The organism is Rhizobium sp. G187, from assembly GCF_051549525.1.
In the GTDB taxonomy this organism is placed as follows: Bacteria; Pseudomonadota; Alphaproteobacteria; order Rhizobiales; family Rhizobiaceae; genus Allorhizobium.
Window position 1 is genome coordinate 104770 of the sequence record NZ_JBPUGM010000008.1, and the last position, 21623, is coordinate 126392.

At 60.2% G+C, this 21623-nt stretch carries 16 protein-coding genes; 6 read left to right on the top strand and 10 right to left on the bottom strand.

Annotated features, from left to right (window positions below):
- Nucleotides 1–35 precede the first annotated feature (35 nt).
- The 4 genes from ACSV9I_RS19795 to ACSV9I_RS19810 form a co-directional block, all read right to left on the bottom strand.
- Nucleotides 36–2297, bottom strand: a complete 2262-nt coding sequence (locus tag ACSV9I_RS19795) for a transglycosylase domain-containing protein (protein ID WP_438330490.1) — start codon at nt 2295–2297, stop codon at nt 36–38.
- 182 nt (nt 2298–2479) lie between these two features.
- Nucleotides 2480–2938, bottom strand: coding sequence for a YbaK/EbsC family protein (locus ACSV9I_RS19800; RefSeq protein WP_438330491.1), 459 nt, complete (start codon nt 2936–2938; stop codon nt 2480–2482).
- 330 nt (nt 2939–3268) lie between these two features.
- The gene (locus ACSV9I_RS19805) at nt 3269–4657 is read right to left on the bottom strand and encodes a dipeptidase (RefSeq protein ID WP_438330492.1); all 1389 of its coding nucleotides are present in this window, start codon (nt 4655–4657) and stop codon (nt 3269–3271) included.
- Between the two features lie 104 nt (nt 4658–4761).
- Nucleotides 4762–5193 carry a MarR family winged helix-turn-helix transcriptional regulator gene (locus tag ACSV9I_RS19810; RefSeq protein WP_054158226.1) on the bottom strand — a complete coding sequence of 144 codons (432 nt, stop codon included), beginning with the start codon at nt 5191–5193 and terminating at the stop codon, nt 4762–4764.
- A gap of 441 nt (nt 5194–5634) precedes the next feature.
- Here ACSV9I_RS19810 and polA point away from each other — a divergent pair, with 441 nt between their 5' ends.
- Together polA and pcaD are read left to right on the top strand one after the other, a co-directional pair.
- Entirely contained in the window at nt 5635–8622 is a 2988-nt protein-coding gene (polA, locus tag ACSV9I_RS19815) for a DNA polymerase I (RefSeq protein ID WP_438330493.1), read from the top strand.
- Between the two features lie 118 nt (nt 8623–8740).
- Complete coding sequence (pcaD, locus tag ACSV9I_RS19820; protein WP_438330494.1) at nt 8741–9529, top strand: 3-oxoadipate enol-lactonase; 789 nt, start codon at nt 8741–8743, stop codon at nt 9527–9529.
- An 81-nt stretch (nt 9530–9610) separates the two neighbouring features.
- Here the strand turns inward: pcaD and ACSV9I_RS19825 are convergent, their stop codons facing one another.
- From ACSV9I_RS19825 to mepA, 6 genes are all read right to left on the bottom strand, one after another.
- Nucleotides 9611–10246 (bottom strand): 2,3-bisphosphoglycerate-dependent phosphoglycerate mutase, encoded by a 636-nt coding sequence (locus tag ACSV9I_RS19825; RefSeq protein WP_438330495.1) that lies wholly within the window; start codon nt 10244–10246, stop codon nt 9611–9613.
- A gap of 21 nt (nt 10247–10267) precedes the next feature.
- Nucleotides 10268–11095 carry a 4-hydroxy-tetrahydrodipicolinate reductase gene (gene dapB, locus ACSV9I_RS19830; RefSeq protein ID WP_438330496.1) on the bottom strand — a complete coding sequence of 276 codons (828 nt, stop codon included), beginning with the start codon at nt 11093–11095 and terminating at the stop codon, nt 10268–10270.
- A 9-nt stretch (nt 11096–11104) separates the two neighbouring features.
- On the bottom strand, nt 11105–12898 hold the full coding sequence (locus ACSV9I_RS19835; RefSeq protein ID WP_438330497.1) for an ABC transporter ATP-binding protein: 1794 nt from the start codon (nt 12896–12898) through the stop codon (nt 11105–11107).
- Between the two features lie 101 nt (nt 12899–12999).
- Nucleotides 13000–14040: a glucokinase gene (locus tag ACSV9I_RS19840; RefSeq protein ID WP_438330498.1), complete on the bottom strand. Its 1041-nt coding sequence runs from the start codon at nt 14038–14040 to the stop codon at nt 13000–13002.
- A gap of 27 nt (nt 14041–14067) precedes the next feature.
- A complete protein-coding gene (locus ACSV9I_RS19845) occupies nt 14068–14448 on the bottom strand; it encodes a methylglyoxal synthase (protein WP_438330499.1) in 381 nt (126 codons plus the stop codon).
- Nucleotides 14449–14537: 89 nt separating this feature from the next.
- Complete coding sequence (gene mepA / locus ACSV9I_RS19850) at nt 14538–15599, bottom strand: penicillin-insensitive murein endopeptidase (RefSeq protein WP_438330500.1); 1062 nt, start codon at nt 15597–15599, stop codon at nt 14538–14540.
- Between the two features lie 178 nt (nt 15600–15777).
- On the opposite strand from mepA, the gene ACSV9I_RS19855 reads away from it, so the two are divergent.
- The 4 genes from ACSV9I_RS19855 (at nt 15778) to ACSV9I_RS19870 (ending at nt 21616) form a co-directional block, all read left to right on the top strand.
- Entirely contained in the window at nt 15778–17610 is a 1833-nt protein-coding gene (locus tag ACSV9I_RS19855; RefSeq protein WP_438330501.1) for an extracellular solute-binding protein, read from the top strand.
- A 144-nt stretch (nt 17611–17754) separates the two neighbouring features.
- Nucleotides 17755–18849, top strand: a complete 1095-nt coding sequence (locus ACSV9I_RS19860; protein WP_438330502.1) for a microcin C ABC transporter permease YejB — start codon at nt 17755–17757, stop codon at nt 18847–18849.
- On the top strand, nt 18849–19988 hold the full coding sequence (locus ACSV9I_RS19865) for an ABC transporter permease (protein ID WP_438330503.1): 1140 nt from the start codon (nt 18849–18851) through the stop codon (nt 19986–19988). Before ACSV9I_RS19860 ends, ACSV9I_RS19865 begins: the two co-directional genes overlap by 1 nt.
- The gene (locus ACSV9I_RS19870; protein ID WP_438330504.1) at nt 19985–21616 is read left to right on the top strand and encodes an ABC transporter ATP-binding protein; all 1632 of its coding nucleotides are present in this window, start codon (nt 19985–19987) and stop codon (nt 21614–21616) included. The genes ACSV9I_RS19865 and ACSV9I_RS19870 overlap by 4 nt, the downstream gene beginning before the upstream one ends.
- Nucleotides 21617–21623 lie beyond the last annotated feature (7 nt).

Consider the following 21623-nt stretch of genomic DNA (forward strand, 5'->3'; position numbering starts at 1 on the left):
CGTCTGGCTGCTTTGCGCCTTTTCGATGGTCTTCCTTACTGACCAAGTATCAGATCAAGCAGTGTGGTGCGTCGCCCACTTCCCTGTCCGCCGCCCACATCGCCTGGAGGCACAGGCCCCTCGAGAATGCGGTCTTCGTCCACGGGGTAGCCATCGTCCGGCGGATATTCGGAGTCGTAATAGTCGTCCTCAGCGGTCGGATACTGCGCCTGTCCTGGATCCTGAGCCGGCGGCTGAGCCTCTTGCTCGTCGCCCTGCAGAACGCCGGACAAGATTGAGCCTATAGTGGCGTCGTTTTCGGCCGGCGCTGGATCGACGTAACCGCCTCCAGGAAGCGGCGCGGGCGTCAGCCCCTTATGTGCTGCCATCATGAAATCATGCCAGGCCTTGGCCGGAAGGCCGCCGCCCGTCACTTTTTTCATCGAGTCGCCATTGTCGTTTCCGAACCAGACGCCAGTCGTCAGATTGCTGGTATAGCCGACAAACAGGGCGTCTCTGAAAGACTGTGTCGTTCCTGTCTTACCAGCCGCTTCCCAGCCCTTGAGCTTGGCGCGCTTGCCCGTGCCCCTGTCGATGACACCCTTCATCATCGTGTTCATGGATGCGACGACCGCATCATTGAGCACGCGCGGTGGCTCGAGGTAATTGTTCTCGTAGATCAGCGTGCCGTCAGTCTTGAGGATGCGGCGAACGATATAGGGCGTCGCCTTATAGCCGCCGTTCATGAAAGGCGCGTAGGCGGACGTCAGTTCAAGCAGAGAGACTTCCGAAGTGCCAAGGGCGATTGAGGCATTGCTCTGCAACTCTGAGGCAATTCCCATCCTATGCGCCACCTTGATCACCTGGTCAGGGCCCGCTTCCATGACGAGCTGAGCTGCGATCGTGTTCAGCGAATCCGCGAGCGCTCCGGCAACAGTCACCTGTCCGCGATACTTTTCGTCATAGTTCTGCGGCGTCCAGTTGCCGATCCGGATCGGGGCATCATTACGCAGCGAATTGGGCTGCACGCCCATTTCCATTGCCGCCGCATAAACGAAAGGCTTGAACGCAGAGCCTGGCTGGCGCTTTGCCTTGACGGCCCGGTTGAATTGGCTTTCCGAATAGTCGCGACCGCCGATCAGGGCGCGGATGGCGCCCGTACCATCTATCGAGACGAGTGCGGCCTGCGAGGTGTTGAATTTCTTGCCCTCCGCATCGAGGGTCTCGGTGATGACGGCCTCGGCCTTTTCCTCAAGACTAAGGTCGATCGTCGTCTCGACCACGATGTCTTCTGTGACCTTGCCGATCAATGCTGTGACGTCATCGCGCACCATATCGGCCACATACTGGCCAGCCCCGCTCCAGTAGCGCTTCGCCTTGGTCGGCGATTGGGTCATGGCCGTTTTGATGTCGTCCTCGGTGACGTAACCTTCTTCGCGCATGGCCTGCAGCACGACCTGGGCCCGCGCTTCGGCGGCCTCCGGATCGCGCGCCGGCGACAGCCGCGAGGGGGCTTTCAGCAGGCCGGCCAGAAGGGCCGCTTCGCCGAGATTGACGTCCCGGGCGGACTTGTTGAAGTAGCGCCGCGCCGCTGCCTCCACGCCATAGGCATTCGAGCCAAAGAAAACGCGGTTCAGATACATCGCGAGGATCTGGTCTTTTGTGTATTTTTGCTCAAGCCAGAAGGCGAGCAGAACTTCCTGGACCTTTCGCTCCACCGTTCGCTCGGGCGACAGGAAAAGGTTCTTTGCGAGCTGCTGTGTCAGCGTCGAGCCACCCTGCACGGCCCGTCCGCGGGTAATGTTGGTGAAGATCGCCCGCCCAAGGCCGAGCGGATCCACGCCATAATGCGAATAGAAGCGCCGATCCTCGATCGCCATCACCGCTTGCGGAATAAACGGTGACATTTCCTCAAGCGGCAGAGCCTCTCCCCCGGTCGCGCCGCGATTGGCAATCACGGTGCCTTCGACCGAAACGATCTTCATGTTGGGCGGGCGCTCGGGGATAGACCAGGTGCTGGCACTCGGCATCTGGGATGCGTAGTAACCGACGAGCCCAACAAGGCCGATCCCGCACCAGATCGACAGGACAAAACACCAGTAAATAAACTTTCCGAGGCCGAACCCGCCGCCGGACTGCCTGCTGCTCGTCCTTGAACCTTTGGCCTTGCGCGATCCGGCCGCTTGTTTCTTGCCCGAGGAGCGGCCCTTGCGTTTGCTGCCGATTCGATCGTCCTGATCGGCACGCAGGTCTTCGTCTTCCGATTCGTCCTGGAAGGTCGGTTCGATACGTTCGCGGTTTTTGCCTCGGCTCACCAAGGGGCTTCTGCTCCGGATGCTCGTCGATGGGCGTGCTTGCCTTGCGGCAATGGCGCTTGAGGTGGTGCATTCAATGTCGGACAGTTCACCTGCAATCGAGGCGAACACAACGCAAATGCATAATAAATGCGGCGATTTAAGGGGTGGTTAAAGCTGGGTAAACTATGCTTGGTTGCGGCTTGTCATTGGCACAGATCGACCCATTCGCCCTTCACCAGGTCGGCAAGCCGAACCGGAGAAATGCGGACGGCAGCATTCGTTGCGCCACCGGCCGGCAAGACCTCCTCAAACGCCCTCAAAGACTGGTCGCAATACACTTTCAATGGGAGTGGCAGGCCGAAAGGGCAGACACCGCCAACCGGATGGCTCGTGCTTTCCACGACCGCGTCCGCATCCAGCATGCGAGGTTTGGTGCCGAATCGATCCTTGAATTTTCGATTGTCCAGCCGCTTGGTGCCGGCCGTCACCACAAGCGCCACCTCCTCGCCGATCCTGACGCAGATTGTCTTTGCGATCTGGTCCGGCTCAACGCCATGGACCTCCGCCGCCAGTGCGACTGTCGCTGAGCTTGCCTCAGTCACAATCACGGTGAGGTCGGGGGCATGGTCGAGGAAAAACTGTCTGACAGATTCGAGGCTCATACGTACAGCCTAGACGAGGATGTAACGCGCCTTCAAGGCATTATTGTTAACAGGGCTTGAAACCGGATATCCCGTTCCCCATCTCCAGGTCACCACGCGACAGACCGCTTGTTTCGCTAAATCAGCAGAAACTTTGTTTCGGTTAACCGGTTGTTAAGTATCCAGGGCGATCTTTAAGCCATGGATCCTCGCTGCTTCGGCAGTCAAGCTTCCAATCGATCCGCATGGCACGTTTCCGCCCCCTGACCACGGATGTACTGGCAGGCAAAGCGTCGAAACGTAAAGGAAAGGCCGGTTTTTGACCGGCCTTTTTGCTTTTTGGGCGACTGCTTAGCGACTCGCCAGCGCGTCGAGGATCCGGATCCAGGACCGGATACCCTTGTGGTACGAGTTCAGGTCATATTTTTCGTTGGGTGAATGGATTCGGTCGTCGGTGAGCCCGAAGCCGACCAGAAGCGAATCCATGCCGAGCATTTTCTGGAAATCGCCAACGATCGGGATCGATCCGCCCATGCCGATGACGACAGCTGGCTTGGGCCATTCGTCGGACAAGGCGTTCTTCGCCTTGGTGAGCACCGGCGAATCATAGGAAAGCTGAATGGCTGGCGAGCCACCATGTTCGTGGAAATCAACCGAGCAGTCGGCGGGGATGCGCTCACGGACATAGGCGCGGAAGCTCTCGCGGATCTTTGCCGGATCCTGTGTGCCGACGAGGCGGAAGGAGATCTTCGCCGAGGCCTTGGCCGCAATCACCGTCTTGAAACCCTCGCCGGTGTAGCCGCCGATAATGCCGTTCACTTCGGCCGTCGGCCGGGCCCAGGTCAGTTCCAGCACCGAGCGGCCCTTTTCGCCGGATGGAATGGAAAGACCGACTTCGCCGAGAAAGCTTTCAGCTGTCCGTCCGAGGCTATCCCACGAGGCCTTGATGTTCGAGGGGGTCTCTTCGACACCGTCATAGAAGCCGGGCAGGGTCACGCGTCCGGTCTCGTCGTGCAAGTCTGCGAGGATCTTTGTCAAAATGTGAACGGGGTTGGCGGCTGCGCCACCGAAAAGGCCGGAATGCAGGTCGCGGTCGGCAGCCGTGATGGTGACTTCTTCGCCCACCAGGCCGCGAAGCGCAGCGGCAATTGCCGGCGTCTCGCGATCCCACATGCTGGTGTCGCAGACAAGGGCGAAATCAGCCTTGAGTTCAGCGGCATTGGCTTCGAGGAAAGGTTTCAGCGACGGCGAACCGGATTCCTCCTCGCCTTCAAACAGGATGGTAATCCGGACCGGCAGCGAACCCTTGACAGCCTTGTAGGCCCGGCAAGCTTCGACGAAGGTCAACAACTGGCCCTTGTCGTCGGACGTGCCGCGGCCGGTGATAACCTTGTGCCCCTCCTTCTCCTTGATCGCAGGCGCGAATGGATCGTCTTCCCAGAGATCGAGCGGGTCGACCGGCTGCACGTCATAGTGCCCGTAAAACAGGGCATGCGGCGCATCGGCGTTATCTGCCTGATGATGTGCCACCACCATCGGATGGCCGGGCGTATCGCGCAGCGAGGCGTCGAAGCCGAGTTCGGTCAGCGCTGTTACCAACCACTCGCCTGCCTTGCGGCAGTCGGCCTTGTAAGCCGGATCCGTCGAGATCGACGGGATGCGCACAAGGTCGAACAGCCGCTCGAGGCTCTGTGGCAGGGCCTCGTCGGCCTTGGCGAGGATGGGGGAGAGATCGGTCATGGCATTGTCCTGCAGGATTGAAATCGGCGGGACGATAGAGCAAACCGGACGCTGTTTCGAGGCGTAGGCCCAGTCAATTTTTCTGAACGGCGCAAACCGGCTCGCTAGGGCTTGCCGGAATTGGCGATCGCCCAGCGAATATACTCTTTCAGCAATTCCTTCTCAAAACGGCGAAATCCAGCAAAGACGGCGTCTTCTGCCTCCGCCACGGCTGTCTGTGCCTCCTCGCGCATCGCGCGCGCCTTCTCGGTCAGAAAAATCTGCTGGGCACGCTTATCCTTGGGGTGAACACGCCGCTCAACCAGGCCGTCGCGTTCCATCCGGGAGAGCGTATTGGCAATCGTCGCCTGCTCGACGTCGACGCGGTCGAGGAGTTGTCGCTGGGTCAGACCCTCTTCGGCCCACAATTCGATCAGGATCGGAAACTGGCCCGGCGAAAAGCCGAGCCTTGCAGCGCGCAGCTGCACGGCTCGCGTCATGCCGCGGGCAAACTGCGTCGCGAGAGATATGGCTGTTTCTGGACGTTGCCGAACCATGGTTGAGCCTGCGCGCTGACAATCGTGCGAATATCATCGCATGCGATTCATGTCCTGAAACTGACTATTTTGGGAGGGCTTTTCAACTGATCAAACCGAGGAGTTTCGGTTATTGACGGAGCCGCCATGGCGATAGGCGGGGGGACTGCCACGACGGCTCCGGAATGTGGGGACAAAGGCCCGGAGAGGGGGATAAGGCCTTTGCCCTAGTCTGAAGCGGCGGGGGACGAGCCTCATTCAGACTTCGGCGTGATCAGTCGCCGATGACAAGGATTTGTGGCGGGCAATGCGGTTTTTCAAGGGAATGCCGGATTACAAATCGGTAAGCTTTTCGTGAGCAAGCGCTACTGTATGCCCTCGCTCCGTGTCAGCTAAAGCTTTTCCCGGATGCAGGTCAAAGCCTCATGGACGTTTTGACCACGCCGCGCTATCCATGCCGACATGAAAACAGGCGATCATCTTTTCCTTGTCGACGGCTCGGGTTTCATCTTCCGCGCCTTCCACGCCATCCCGGCCCTGAACCGCAAGTCGGACGGTCTTCCCGTCAATGCGGTATCGGGTTTCTGCAACATGCTGTGGAAGCTTCTGCGCGATGCGCGCAACACGGATGTGGGCGTGACGCCGACCCATCTCGCCGTCATCTTCGACTATTCGTCGACAACCTTCCGCAAGGAAATCTATCCTCTCTACAAGGCGAACCGTTCCGCGCCACCGGAGGATTTGATCCCGCAATTCGGGCTCATTCGCCATGCGACCCGCGCCTTTAATCTCCCCTGCATCGAGACAGAGGGCTTCGAAGCCGACGATATCATCGCGACCTATGCCCGCCAGGCGGAAGCCGCCGGTGCCGACGTCACCATTGTATCCTCCGACAAGGACCTGATGCAGCTCGTCACTGCCAACGTACACATGTACGACGCGATGAAGGACAAGCAGATTGGCATTCCGGATGTCGTCGAGAAATGGGGCGTACCGCCGGAAAAGATGATCGATCTCCAGGCGCTGACCGGCGACTCGACGGACAACGTTCCCGGCATACCGGGCATTGGCCCGAAAACGGCGGCCCAACTGCTTGAGGAATTCGGCGATCTTGAAACCCTGCTGGCCCGCGCCGGCGAGATCAAGCAGGTCAAGCGTCGCGAAAACATCGTCGCAAACGCCGACCTTGCGCGTGTATCCCGCAAGCTGGTCGAATTGCGCACGGATGTGCCCCTCGAGATGGATCTCGACGCCCTCGTGCTTGAGCCGCAAGACGGGCCGAAGCTCATCGCCTTCTTGAAGACGATGGAATTCACCACCCTGACCCGCCGCGTTGCCGAGGCTTGTGACTGCGATGCCGCGGCAATCGAGCCGGTTGCTGTTCCAGTGGAATGGGGTGACGCAGCGCGTGGGCCTGATCTCGATAAGGCCGAAGCTGGCGCCTCACCTGCGCCAGAGAAAGCCCTGGTCGCTACATCTACGGTCACGACAGCGACTGTAAACGCGGCAGAGGGTAAGACCCCGGCAGATCTCTCCCGGTCTCGCGCGGAAACCTTTGCCAGCAAGCCGATCGACCGGACGTCCTATGTTGCGATCCGGGACCTTCCAACGCTGGAGAGCTGGATAGCTGCTGCCCGTGAAACCGGTCTTGTTGCTTTCGATACAGAAACCACCAGCCTCGATCCGATGCAGGCCGAACTGGTTGGCGTTTCGCTCGCCATGCAGGACAACACTAATTCACCGGGATCGAGCGATATCCGGGCGGCCTATGTGCCACTTGCCCACAAGACCGGCGTCGGTGACCTTCTTGGCGGGGGGCATGCCGAAGGTCAGATCCCGATGAGAGAGGCCCTGGCAGCATTGAAGGACCTGCTCGAAGATCCGTCCGTTCTCAAGGTCGCGCAGAACCTCAAATACGACTATCTCGTCATGAAGCGTCTCGGCATCGTTATGCAGTCCTTCGAGGATACGATGCTGCTGTCCTATGTGCTGGATGCCGGCAAGGGCAATCACGGCATGGACGCCCTGTCGGAAAAGTGGCTCGGCCACACGCCGATCGCCTACAAGGATGTGGCAGGCTCCGGCAAGTCTGCCGTCACCTTTGATCTCGTTGATATCGACCGCGCCACTGCCTATGCAGCGGAAGATGCCGACGTCACGCTGCGCCTCTGGCTGGTTCTGAAGCCGCGCCTCGCGGCTGAGGGGCTTACCCGTATCTACGAGCGTTTGGAGCGCCCACTGGTGCCGGTGCTGGCCCATATGGAGGAGCGTGGCATCACCGTCGACAGGCAGATCCTTTCGCGCCTTTCCGGAGAATTGGCCCAGAAGGCGGCCGCTGCCGAGGATGAGGTCTACGAATTGGCCGGCGAGCGTTTCAACATCGGCTCGCCCAAGCAGCTCGGCGACATTCTCTTCGGCAGACTAGGCCTGCCAGGCGGATCGAAGACCAAGACCGGTCAATGGTCGACCTCTGCTCAGGTCCTCGAAGATCTGGCTGCCGAAGGTGCACCACTGCCGCGCAAGATTGTCGATTGGCGTCAGCTGACCAAACTTAAATCCACCTACACGGATGCGCTGCCCGGCTATATTCATCCGGAAACGAAGCGGGTCCACACCGGCTATTCGCTGGCCTCCACGACCACTGGCCGCCTGTCGTCATCTGAGCCGAACCTGCAAAACATTCCGGTTCGTACGGCGGAAGGTCGCAAGATCCGTACGGCCTTCATCTCTACGCCAGGGCACAAGCTTCTGTCGGCCGACTATAGCCAGATCGAGCTGCGAGTCCTCGCCCATGTTGCGGATATCCCGCAACTGCGCCAGGCCTTTGCCGATGGCGTCGACATCCATGCCATGACCGCATCCGAAATGTTCGGTGTGCCGGTCGAGGGCATGCCGTCGGAAGTCCGCCGTCGCGCCAAGGCGATCAATTTCGGCATCATCTACGGTATTTCTGCCTTCGGACTTGCGAACCAGCTGAGCATCGAGCGATCCGAAGCCGGCGACTACATCAAGAAGTATTTCGAACGCTTCCCCGGCATCAAGGATTACATGGAAGCGACAAAGGCCTTCGCCCGCGAAAACGGCTATGTCGAAACCATTTTCGGCCGCCGTGCACACTATCCGGAAATTAGGTCCTCGAACCCGTCTATGCGTGCCTTTAACGAGCGCGCCGCGATCAATGCGCCGATCCAGGGTTCCGCCGCCGATGTCATTCGCCGGGCGATGATCAAGATCGAGCCGGCTCTGTCCATGGCAGGTCTGGGCGAACGCGTCCGTATGCTGCTGCAGGTCCATGACGAACTGATCTTCGAGGTCGAGGACGAAGCAGTTGATCTCGCCTTGCCGGTCATCGTCGACGTCATGGAAAATGCCGCGATGCCGGCGGTCGACATGCGGGTGCCGCTGAAGGTCGATGCGCGTGCTGCCCACAATTGGGACGAGGCGCACTGACGCATTTCGAGCGGCCTTGCGCCGAGGAATGCGGAAATAAACAGAGATGGAGTGCAACGGTTGATCGGCTGATCGCCGCATGCGCTCAGAAACCAGACCACCACAGGAGATCTGCGCCTTGGCCTTCGCGACCATCAACGGCAATGTCATGCATTATGAACTGATCGGGGAGGCGAAAGCCAAGAACCTGATTGTCTTCTCGAATGGTCTCGGCACCGATTTTCGCATCTGGCTGCCCTTGTTCGATGAACTGGGCGAGGATGTCTCCGTGCTCCTTTACGATAGCCGTGGTCACGGTCTGTCGGGCGGTGCAGATAAGCCCTTCGGCATGGATGATCTGGTGTCGGATCTCGCCGAACTCTGCGATTTCCTCGATATCCGCAAGGCCACGTTCTGCGGCCTGTCGGTCGGTGGTCTCGTCTGCCAGGGGCTCTGGAAAAAGCGGCCGGACCTTTTCCGGAAGCTGGTGCTGTGTGACACGGCGCCGCGGATCGGTACGGCCGAAATCTGGGCCGAGCGGATGGCCGGCATCGAGAAGGGCGGACTGGAAAGTGCTGCCGACAATGCCATGCAGCGCTGGTTCACGCCGGCCTTCCACGAGGACCGTGCGGACGATCTTGCCGGCTATCGCCTGATGATGACCCGTCAGTCGGTAGCCGGCTATCTATCGACATGCGCTGCGCTGCGCGATGCTGATTTTTCCGATGTCTTGCCGACGGTCACCGTACCCACGCTCGTCGTCGTCGGAGACCAGGACGGCTCGACCCCGCCCGAAACAGTCCAGGCCGGGGCCGGTCTCATCCCAGGTGCGCGTTTCGAGGTGATTGAAGATTGCGCCCATCTTCCCTGCGTCGAGCAGCCGGAGGCGCTGGCCGAACTCATTCAAGGTTTCATGCGCAAGCAATAAGCACGACACTCAAGACACCAAAAGCAGGAAGCCGCCCGGAAAGGAGGCTTCTTTCATTTCAAGATTGCCTTGGACAGGGCCTTAATGCGCGCCGGACATGTCGCCGAGGACTTCCTTCGAAGCGACAGTCGAATCCGCATTCAGCTTGTAGACCATGGGAACGCCGGTCGCGAGGTTGACGCTGAGGATCTGTTCTTTGGTCAGCTTGTCGAGAACCATGACCAGCGAACGCAGCGAATTGCCATGCGCTGCGACCAGCACCTTCTCGCCACGCAGAACGCGCGGCAGAATCTCGGTCAGATAGTACGGCCAGACGCGGGCACCCGTGTCACGCAGGCTTTCGCCGCCCGGCGGTGGGACGTCATAGGAGCGGCGCCAGATATGCACCTGCTCCTCGCCCCATTTGGCGCGGGCATCGTCTTTGTTGAGGCCGGAAAGATCGCCGTAGTCACGCTCGTTCAGCGCCTCATCCTTGATCGTCTCGAGGCCGGTCTGGCCGACGTTTTCGAGGATGATGTTGCAGGTCTTCTGCGCGCGGGTCAAAACCGAAGTGAAGGCGATATCGAACTTGATGCCATAGTCGGCAAGCGCCTTGCCACCAGCATTGGCTTCCTGAACGCCGAGCTCTGTGAGATCAGGATCACGCCAGCCGGTAAACAGGTTTTTCAGGTTCCAGTCGCTCTGGCCATGGCGCACGAGCACGAGTGTACCGGTCATCGACAATTCCTCTCTTGACGATCAGGGGGTGGAGTTAAGCCCGAGCACGTCGAGCATGGTGTAACGGCCGGGCTTCTTGTCCCGGGCCCATGTGGCGGCCTTCAGCGCGCCACGGGCGAAAAGGGATCGGTCGCCTGCGCTGTGTGACAGAGTGACGGTCTCGCCTTCGGCGGCAAACAGCACCGAATGCTCGCCGATGACAGAGCCGCCGCGGAGCGTGGCAAAGCCGATCGAGCCTTCCTCGCGCGGCCCGGTATGGCCGTCACGAACACGCACGGAATGGTCGGCAAGATCAATCCCGCGCCCCTGAGCGGCCGCTTCACCGAGCAGAAGGGCTGTGCCGGAAGGTGCATCCACCTTGTGCTTGTGATGCATTTCGAGCACCTCGATATCCCAGCCGGAGGCTTCGAGCGCGCGAGCCGCCTGCTTGACGAGGACCGAGAGTACGTTGACGCCGAGGCTCATATTGCCAGACTTGACCACACGGGCGTGGCGGGCAGCGGCATCGATTTTGTCCTCATGCTCTGGAAGGCAGCCCGTCGTCCCGATGACGTGCACGATTCGCGCCTGTGCGGCGAGTGCCGCAAATTCCACGCTGGAGGCGGGAGAGGTGAAGTCGATCACACCGTCAGCATGCAGGAAGGCTTGTAGCGGGTCATCGGTAACAGTGACACCGAGCGGTCCAATCAAAGCGACATCACCGGCGTCCCGACCGATCGCTGCCGATCCGGCACGTTCGACAGCGGCATGCAGAACAACTCCTGGCGTGTCGTTGATCAAGCGGATCAGCGTCTGGCCCATCCGGCCGGCTGCCCCCACCACCACGAGCTTCATCGGGTTGTCCATCATGCGTCGTTCCTAGATCAGGTCCTGGCCGCCCGAGACGGTCTGGAGATTGTTAAGCCGAGCGTAGAGACCGCCCGATTGCTTCGCAAGGCTTTCATGCGTGCCTTGCTCGACCACCTGGCCGGCCTGCATCACGATGATCTTGTCGGCATTGACCACGGTGGAAAGCCGGTGGGCGATGACGATCACGGTTCGGCCGGCCATGGCCGCATCGAGCGCCTGTTGGACAAGCGCTTCCGATTCCGTGTCCAGCGCCGAGGTTGCCTCGTCGAGGAGAAGGATCGGCGCATTGCGCACCAGGGCGCGGGCAATCGACAGTCTCTGGCGCTGGCCTCCGGACAGGGTCACGCCATTTTCACCAACCGGCGTCTCGTAGCCCAGCGGCTGCTGCAGGATAAAGTCATGAGCATTGGCAAGCCTTGCGGCTTCTTCGATTTCGGCATCCGTGGCTTCAGGTCGGCCGTAGCGGATATTGTCTCGGATCGTGCCCTCGAACAGATAGGGCTGCTGCGAAACATAAGCGATGTGCTGCCGCAGCGATGTCTTTGTCACATCGGCAATATCCTGGTCATCGATCAGGATCTGACCCTCAACCGGATCATAGAAGCGCGGCACGAGTGTAATCACGGTGGACTTGCCAGCACCCGAGGGACCGACCAGTGCCGTCGTCTTGCCGCCTTCGGCAATAAAACTCACGTCTCGCAGAACTGGGCCAGTGTCACCATAGGAGAAGGTAACGTTGCGGAACTCGATCCTCGCCGGACCGACCTTGATCTGCCCGGCACCGGCCCTGTCGCGCTGATGCGGCTGCGTATCCAGGATCTCGTAGATCATCCGGGCATTGACGGCGGCACGCTCCATCTGAACCTGAAGGCGGGCAAGACGCTTTGCCGGCTCATAAGCCAGAAGCAAGGCCGTGACGAATGAGAAGAAGGCACCCGGCAACACGCCGCCATAGATCGCCTGATAGGCGGCATAGGCCATGACCCCGGCAATCGAAAGGCCTGCAAGCGATTCAGTCAGCGGGCCATTGCGTTCGCTCAGCCGCGCAATCCGGTTCGAGCGCTGTTCCGCGGCATTGATCGTCTTCTGGATCTTGCCGGCGAGCACTGGCTCCATGGTGAACGCCTTGACGATGGCAATGCCCTGAACCGTTTCCTGCATGGCGCCGAGGACATGTGCATTGAGAATGACGGCATCTTTGGTCACGCTGCGCAGGCGCTTTGAGATATAGCGCAGGCCGAGCAGCAGCGGGGGCGCGACGGTAAAGACGATCAGCGAGAGCACGATGTCCTGGTAGATCATCACCGCAAGCAACGAAATCAGAGTGACCAGATCACGGGCAAGCGACGTCACTGTCAAGTTCAGGACGTCGCGGACACCGTTGATATTCTGGTTCAGCTGGGCAGCGAGCCGACCGGAGCGGGCTTCGTTGAAATAGCCGATCGACAGTGTCATCAGATGGGCGAAGAGCCGGGTCTGGTACCGCGCCACGATATTGTTGCCGATCTTGGCGAGCGTAACGGCCTGGCCATATCCGGCAAACCCGCGCACCACAAATGCAACGAAGATCGAGCCGCAGATGATCCAGACGAGATCGGCGCGACGATTGGCGAAGGCCTCGTTGACGACGGACTCCATGATCCAGGCGGTAAAGGCGGTCGTCATCGCGACCGTCAGGAGACACAGGATCGCGAAGGCATAACCGCGCACATGTTCACGCCCATTTTCGGCGATCACCCGGCGTAGAATGTCTGTCACCTTCTCGCTGTCGGGTGTCTGCTGATCAGTGGCCTTGGCTTTCAAGAAAATCGTCCCTGCCGATTGCGCTCGCGGCGCCGTCCTTCGGCGCCGCCGCTCTATAGCCAGTCGCGGCCGGTTTGGCCATACCGGCAGCTTTGGGCGCTTCAGCGCCAGTGACGGCCCTCAGTCGCCAGACCAAAATCGGAAGGGGCGAGCGCATAGGCCGCCAATCCGTGCAGCGCGGCCTGCGGATGCGTAACCACGAAAGTCGGTATTCCGTGCAGCACAGCCTGATGCGGTGCCTTATCCTCGAAGGCCTCCCGGAATTCACCGCTTTGCAGGGCTGGCAGGATCTTCGGCGAGATCCCACCGGCGAGAAACACGCCGCCCTTCGCCATGAAGATCAGTGCGAGGTCACCCGCAACCCGCCCGAGATAGGTGGCAAACAGGCTGAGTGCCTCTCCTGCGAGTGCATCAGCGCCCGCAATGCCAGACGTAGAGACCTCTGCCGGGTCGTCATAGGCCGGTGTCCGGTTCCCTTCTGCCTTGCATAGCGCTCGATAGATATTCATGAGGCCGCGGCCAGACAGAAGCTCTTCGGCCGAGATCCGGCCGAGTTTGGCATGGGTGTCGCGCACGGGCGTCAGATGCGGCCAGATCTGGTGGTCGCGCGCCGTCCGCGGTCCAACATCCACATGTCCGCCTTCACCGGGAACCGGAAACCACATGTCGCGAGCCCTGACGAGACCCGCTACGCCGAGACCCGTGCCAGGACCGAGCACAACGCGGGACCCGAGGGGTGCCTCGCTGAGCGAGCCCAGAGGATGCCGGTCGGAGGGCTCAAGCGTTGCGGCTGCCAAGGCCTGTGCCTCGAAGTCATTCAGCAGCAGCACCTCGGCGAAACCAAGCTCCGCCATCAGCACCTTGGGGCGAACTATCCAGGGGAAGTTGGTGAGCGGAACTTCATCTCCCTTGATCGGTCCGGCGAGCGCCAGGATCAGCGAGCGAGGTTTATGGGATCCGGCTTCAAGCACGCTGACGCGGATAGCCTCGTCAATCGTTGCAAAGTCCTTGTTGACCACATTGGGAAAGCTGACGGTCTCGCCACTCTCGTCGACAATGATCGAGAACCGGGCATTGGTGCCGCCGATATCGCCGATGAGAATCGGGAAGGGGAGTTGCTGGTCGCGGAGTGTCTGGGCCATGGTGTGTCCGGTCTTGGCGCCGCTGCCTCAGGCAGTCAGGGTCTGGATCAGGATTTCGGCGGTTGCGAGGTTGAGTGCCATCGGGATGTCGTAAACAGTCGCGAGGCGCATCAACGCCTTGACGTCCACATCATGCGGCATGGGCGTCAAGGGATCGACGAAGAAGACGAGCATGTCGACTTCCCCGGTTGATATCAAGGCGCCAATCTGCTGATCGCCGCCGAGAGGCCCGCTTTTCAGTCGCGTTACATCAAGTTCGGGGCAGGCATCCTTGATCCGTCCGCCGGTCGTGCCGGTGGCGACAATCCGCCAGGGAAGAAGCTTCGCCTTGTGCCGCGTCGCGAAGCTGGCCATCTCGTCCTTCATCTGGTCGTGTGCGATCAGGGCAATGCAGGGGACGCGGGTCATGGCGGTTCGATGGCCTCTTTAAATCGATTTGATCAACCGTTTATCGCAGCCGATGCCGCTTGAAAAGGTCATCCGTTTGCGCCTCTCGCTTAGAAGCCAGCCGGCCGCGGTGGCGGGACCGGAACCCAGGCAGGCACGTTGAAGGCAGCGGAGCCATCGACGGACTGAGAGGGCGCGAAGGCCGAGGCCTGTGCTGCAAACGCACCGCCGCTCGGGCGGTAGGTCGCCTCCATTTCATCGCTGGGTGCCGGCTGGTTCAGCACGGTGGAGCAGGCGCGCGGCAGATCGGAAAGGCCCATGGCGCGTGGCGGCGGCGCAGGCTTTGCCTTCGGATCTTTCTTCGGCGCCGCCCAAGGCTCCTGTGTGAACCACCAGGCAAGCGACTTGTCACACCCGTCACCGGCGGCAACGGCAGCCTGCGGCTTGCAGCCGGTTGCCCCCTCCGGACATTTGATCCGGATGTGGAAATGCTCGTCATGGCCATAGATCGGGCGGATCTTGCCGAGCACGGCGCGATCGCCGGTCCATGTGTCGCAGAGTTTCTTCTTGATCGCCGGATTGACGAAGACGCGCTCCACCTGCGGATAACTCGCGGCCCGAACGACGACCTGTGCATGGGTTGGGGTCCAGCGCTTCTTGTCCACGGTCAGGAACTTGCTCTTGTCCAGCATCGAGGTGAACGGCATGTCCTCGCGCTGTTGCGGGCTGAGCGGCTGGGCTGGCTTTGGGGTAAACCAGATATCGGCATCGAGCCCGATCTGGTGCGAGGCATGCCCCGATAACATCGGCCCGCCGCGCGGCTGCGAGATGTCACCGATCAGGATGCCCGAACCCCAGCCGAGCGCTGCCGCATCGGTCGAAAACCGCTCCAGCAGCGATATCATTTGCGGATGGCCCCAGCGCCGGTTGCGAGAAAGGCGCATGGCCTGCCAGGTCGGTCCATCGGTCGGGATGGCAACAGCACCGGAGATGCAGCCCTTGGCATAGGATCCGTAAGGAGACGGCGCCGCCTTGCTCGGCAGTCGCATACCCCCGAAGAGTTCCTTGGCCGGGGGCGATTCTGCCATCGCCAGATCGCCCGTCGCGATCGAAAATGCCGCCGTCAGCATGACGGCCCGGGTAAAGCCGCGAGCCCAATTTGCCGCTGTCATCGTTATGCTTGTCCTCGATAGCCCGGCCCTCGGAGCCGCAGGAATCATCTGAAGATCTTATCTTGAAACCAAAATTTGGTGAATCTTCGAATGCCGACACACTCACATCTGTGTCAGCCGTCTGTATTTTGCCGTCATTTGCCCTATCCTGACCCAATGAAAACGAGGGGTATGGTGCATGAGAGCTGGTTTTTCCGCGATCGCAGAACGTTTGACTTGCTGGGCACTCGTCGGCGGGCTCGCGCTGTATGGCGCAGATGCGTCCGCGCAAGAACCGACGGAACCGTTCCGCCACGCCGTGGCGATCATTGGAGACCCGAAATATCCAGCGGATTTTGCGCATCTCGATTACGTGAACCCTCAGGCGCCGAAAGGTGGCGAGCTGCGCATGTCTTCGACAGGGACCTTCGATAGCTTCAACATCATCCTCGATCGTGGTGAGGTGGCGCCTGCGCTGGCTCTGGTCTATGACACGCTTCTGAAGGATGTCGATGACGAAATTTCCACGGCATATGGTCTTCTGGCCGAAGGCGTCTCCTTCCCGTCGGATTACTCTTCTGCCACCTTCAGACTCCGTGCTGAGGCGAAATTCTCCGACGGAAAGCCGGTCACGCCGGAGGATGTGATCTTCAGTTTCGAGAAGCTGAAGGAGCACAATCCGCTTTACACGAGCTATTACGGCCACGTGACGTCGGTGGAAAAGACCGGCGACCGGGACGTCACGTTCCGCTTCGATCAGAAGAACAATCGCGAACTGCCAATGATCCTCGGACAGTTCCCGGTCGTCCCGAAGCACTGGTGGGAAGAGGGGCGCGATGTGTCCCGCACCATGCTCGAGCCGCCTGTTGGATCAGGTCCCTACAGGATTGCCGATTTCCGTGCGGGGGCAACGATCCGATACGAACTCCGCGATGACTATTGGGGCAAGGACATCAACGTCAACGTCGGCCAAAACAATTTCCAGACGATCAGCTATACGATGTTCGGAGATCGAGATGTCGAGTTCGAGGCCTTCCGGTCCGGCAATACTGATTTCTGGACTGAGACGCGTGCCGCTCGATGGGCGACCGGCTTCGACTTCCCCGCAGTCAAGGACGGACGTGTCCGCAAGGAAGAATACGAGAACCCGTTCCGGGCAACCGGCGTCATGCAGGCACTGGTCCCGAACATGCGCCGTGACCTGTTCAAGGACCAGCGCGTTCGCCGCGCCCTGAACTATGCTCTCGACTTCGAGGAGTTGAACCGCACGGTGTTTTATGGCGCCTATCAACGTGTCGACAGCTTCTTTTTCGGTACTGAACTGGCCTCAAGAGGGCTCGCCCAGGGCGAGGAACTCGAACTTCTGAACGGACTGAAGGACAAGGTTCCGGCGGGGGTCTTCGATACGCCCTATGCAAATCCCGTCGGCGGTTCGCCTCAGGCCTCCCGCGACAACCTTCGCAAGGCTGTCGGATTGCTCAAGGAGGCCGGCTTCGAGTTGCGTGGCAATGCCATGGTGAATGCTGCAACGGGGCAGCCATTCCGTTTCGAGCTGCTGCTATCGAGCCCCCAGCTGGAAGTGGTCGCGGTGCCCTACCAGCAGCAGCTGCGCAAGATCGGCATCGACATGCAGATCCGCACTGTCGATGATGCCCAGTATACCAATAGGCTGCGGTCGTTTGACTACGACATGACTTGGAATGTCTGGGCGCAGACGTTGAATCCCGGCAACGAGCAGAGGGACTATTGGAGTTCGGCTGCCGTTGCGCGGGAGGGGTCGAAGAACTATGCGGGCATTGCCGATCCTGCCGTCGATGCGCTGATCGAGAAGATCATTTTCCCACGGGACCGTGATCAGCAGGTTGCAGCAACGAAAGCGATGGACCGTGTGCTGCTTGCCAACGATTATGTCATTCCGCTCTACTATGGCCAAACGGCTCGATACGCCTTCTGGGACAAGTTCGATCATCCCTCGGAGCTGCCGGCCTACAGTACCGGCTTTCCGGCCATATGGTGGGCGAAAACCCCGTGAGGCGTGCTCCGGGGTTTGCGCCGAGAGGCTGACGGTCTAGGAATGATGATTGACGAATCGCTCGAGCATGGAGGCGAACGGCTTGGCTGACGCAATGGGTGTGTGCCCGCAACGCAGATCACGGGTCGCGACGGAGCATCCGGCATGACCGCCTATATTCTGCGCCGCCTGCTTCTGATGGTCCCGACGATCATCGGCATCATGGGCATCTCCTTCGTCGTCGTGCAGTTTGCCCCGGGTGGCCCGGTCGAACAGGTCATCGCGCAGCTGAGTGGCCAGGGCGACAGCGCCGATGCCCGCCTGTCTGGCGGCGGCGACATGCTCGGTCAAACCAATGGCATGGACGAGGGCGGTTCCCGTTATCGCGGCGCTCAGGGGTTGGACCCTGACCTGATCGCCAAGCTTGAGAAGCAATTCGGTTTCGACAAGCCGCCGGCAGAGCGCTTCCTCGAAATGATGTGGAACTATATCCGTTTCGATTTCGGCGAGAGCTTCTTCCGCAACACCTCGGTCATCGACCTGATCATTGAAAAAATGCCAGTCTCGATCTCGCTCGGGGTCTGGGTCCTCTTGATATCCTATGCGATCTCCATCCCGCTCGGTATCCGCAAAGCCGTGAAGGATGGCTCCACTTTCGATGTGTGGACGTCGGGTATCATCGTTATCGGCTACGCCGTACCAAGCTTCCTGTTCGGCATCCTTCTGATCGTGCTGTTCGCCGGTGGCTCCTTCTTCGACTGGTTCCCTCTGCGCGGGCTGACCTCAGACAATTTCGCGGCACTCTCCTGGTGGGAGAAGATCCTGGATTACTTCTGGCATCTGGCCTTGCCGCTGACCGCCCTGATCCTGTCCGCCTTCGCCACCACCACGCTTCTCACCAAGAATTCTTTCATTGACGAGATCAAGAAGCAGTACGTCGTGACGGCGCGGGCGAAGGGGTTGGCCGAGCGCCAGGTTCTCTATGGCCACGTCTTCCGCAATGCGATGCTGATCGTGATCGCCGGCATGCCGGGCGCTTTCATCTCGGCCTTCTTCACCGGTTCGCTTCTGATCGAGAATATCTTCTCGCTCGATGGTCTCGGCCGCCTCGGTTACCTCGCCATTGTCAATCGCGACTATCCGATCGTTTTTGCCACGCTCTACATCTTCTCGCTGATGGGCCTCGTGATTAGCCTGGTTTCAGACCTCATCTACACCTGGATCGATCCCCGCATCGACTTCGAACGGAGGGACGTCTGATGTCCGCAGGCGAAGTCTCGACCGCATCCGCCCCCGTCAAGCGCCCCTTCCTTACGCCCACGAACAGGCGGCGGTTGGAAAACTTCAAGGCCAATCGACGCGGCTTCTGGTCTTTCTGGATCTTCATGCTGCTCTTCGTGCTCAGTCTTGGCGCGGAATTCATTGCCAACGACAAGCCGATCATTGCGGTCTACAAGGGCGAAGTCCTCTTCCCGGTCCTGGTAGACTATCCAGAGGAGAAGTTCGGTGGTTTTCTCGCGCTCACCGACTACCGCTCGTCCTTCATCTCCGACGAAATCAATGCCAATGGCTGGATGGTCTGGCCGCCGATCCGCTATTCCTATCGCACGGTGAACTCCGAAATCCCGCATTCGGCACCCACGGCACCCTTCTGGCTGATGGACAAGGACACCCGCTGCGCGGCCTATCCGCTGAAGGCGGAAGACCCCAATTGCGTGCTCGGCAACATGAACTGGCTGGGCACCGACGATCAGGCGCGCGATGTCACGGCCCGCATGATCTACGGCTTTCGTATCTCCATTCTCTTCGGATTGGCGCTGACCCTAACTTCAGCTCTGATCGGCGTCACGGCCGGAGCCGTGCAGGGATATTTCGGCGGCTGGACGGACCTGCTCATGCAGCGCTTCATCGAGATCTGGTCGTCCTTGCCCGTTCTCTACATTCTCCTGATCATCGCCTCGATCCTGCCGCCTGGCTTCTTCGTGTTGCTTGGCATCATGCTGCTCTTCTCCTGGGTGGGTTTCGTCGGCATCGTGCGGGCGGAATTCCTCCGCGCCCGCAATTTCGAATACGTCAATGCCGCACGCGCGCTTGGCGTGGGGAACTGGACCATCATGTTCCGCCACCTCCTGCCCAATGCCATGGTGGCAACCTTGACCTTTCTGCCGTTCATCCTGTCGGGCTCGATCACAACACTGACCTCTCTCGACTTCCTCGGCTTCGGCATGCCGCCCGGCTCCCCCTCGCTCGGCGAACTGATCGCCCAGGGCAAGCGTAACCTCCAGGCGCCCTGGTTGGGCCTCACCGCCTTCTTCACCATGTCGATCATGCTCTCACTGCTGATCTTCGTTGGCGAAGCGGTCCGCGACGCGTTTGACCCGCGAAAGACCTTTCGATGACAAGCAATCCGCTCCTCTCTGTTCGCGATCTTTCTGTCGCCTTCCATCAGGGCGGCCGCGAGAGCCTGGCCGTCGATCGCATTTCCTTCGACATCGGCAGGGGAGAGATCGTCGCCTTGGTCGGAGAATCCGGCTCTGGAAAATCCGTCTCAGCGGCATCGATCCTCAAGCTCCTTCCTTATCCGTCCGCCAGCCACCCGTCCGGCGAGATCCTGTTCGACGGGCAGAACCTGATGACGGCGAGCGAGCCGGAGTTGCGGCATGTGCGCGGCAACGACATCACCATGATCTTCCAGGAGCCGATGACCTCGCTCAATCCGCTCCACACGATCGAGCGACAGATTGGCGAAATCCTGGGCCTGCATCAGGGGATGACAGGGGCAGCGGCGCGCGCCAGAATTCTCGAACTGCTCCATCAGGTCGGTATTCGGGAACCGGAGAAACGCCTGAATGCCTTTCCGCACGAACTGTCAGGCGGTCAACGGCAACGCATCATGATCGCGATGGCCCTTGCCAACCGGCCAAAATTACTGGTCGCCGACGAGCCGACCACGGCGCTCGATGTTACTGTTCAGGCCCAGATCCTCGAGCTTTTGGGCAGGCTGAAGACCGAGCACGGCATGTCCATGCTGTTCATCACCCACGATCTCGGCATTGTGCGAAAATTCGCCGATCGGGTCTGCGTCATGACCAAGGGGCAGATCGTCGAAGCGGGCAGGGTTGAGGACATCTTCGAAAATCCGCAACACGACTATACCAAGAAGCTCCTCGGCTCTGAGCCCCGTGGCGAACCGCCCGTGGCGGACACGACGAAGCCTGTTGTCATGCAGGGCGAAGACATTCGCGTCTGGTTTCCGATCAAGGCAGGCTTTCTCCGCAGGACCGTGGATCATGTAAAGGCTGTCGACGGTGTCGATCTCGTGCTCCGCGCCGGGCAGACCCTGGGTGTCGTCGGCGAATCCGGTTCCGGCAAAACCACGCTCGGCCTTGCCCTTGCGCGTCTAATCTCATCGCGCGGGCGCATCAGCTTCATCGGCAAAGATATCGGTTCCTTCTCCTACAGCGATATGCGGCCTCTGCGAGACAAGCTGCAGATCGTCTTTCAGGATCCCTTCGGTTCGCTCAGCCCCCGAATGTCGATTGGTGAAATCATCGCTGAAGGATTGAAGGTGCACGAGAAACGCCTGTCGGCTGAAGAGCGGGATGCACGAGTCTGCTGGGCGCTTGAGGAAGTCGGGCTCGATCCCGCAACGCGCTGGCGCTATCCGCATGAATTCTCCGGTGGCCAGAGACAGCGCATCGCGATTGCCAGGGCCATGGTTCTGAAGCCTCGCTTCGTGATGCTTGACGAGCCGACGTCTGCACTCGATATGACCGTTCAAGCTCAGGTCGTTGACCTCCTTCGTGATCTGCAGGCGAGGCACGATCTCGCATATCTGTTCATCAGCCACGATCTCAAGGTGGTGAAGGCGCTCGCCAACGACCTGATTGTGATGCGGGCCGGAAAGGTTGTCGAGCAGGGGCCGGCGGCAGATGTCTTCGCTGCCCCGAAAGCAGACTATACCAAGGCGCTGATGGCCGCCGCCTTCAGCCTCGAAGCCGTTGAGACCGGCGGCATGCGCCAGTAGTGAAAGC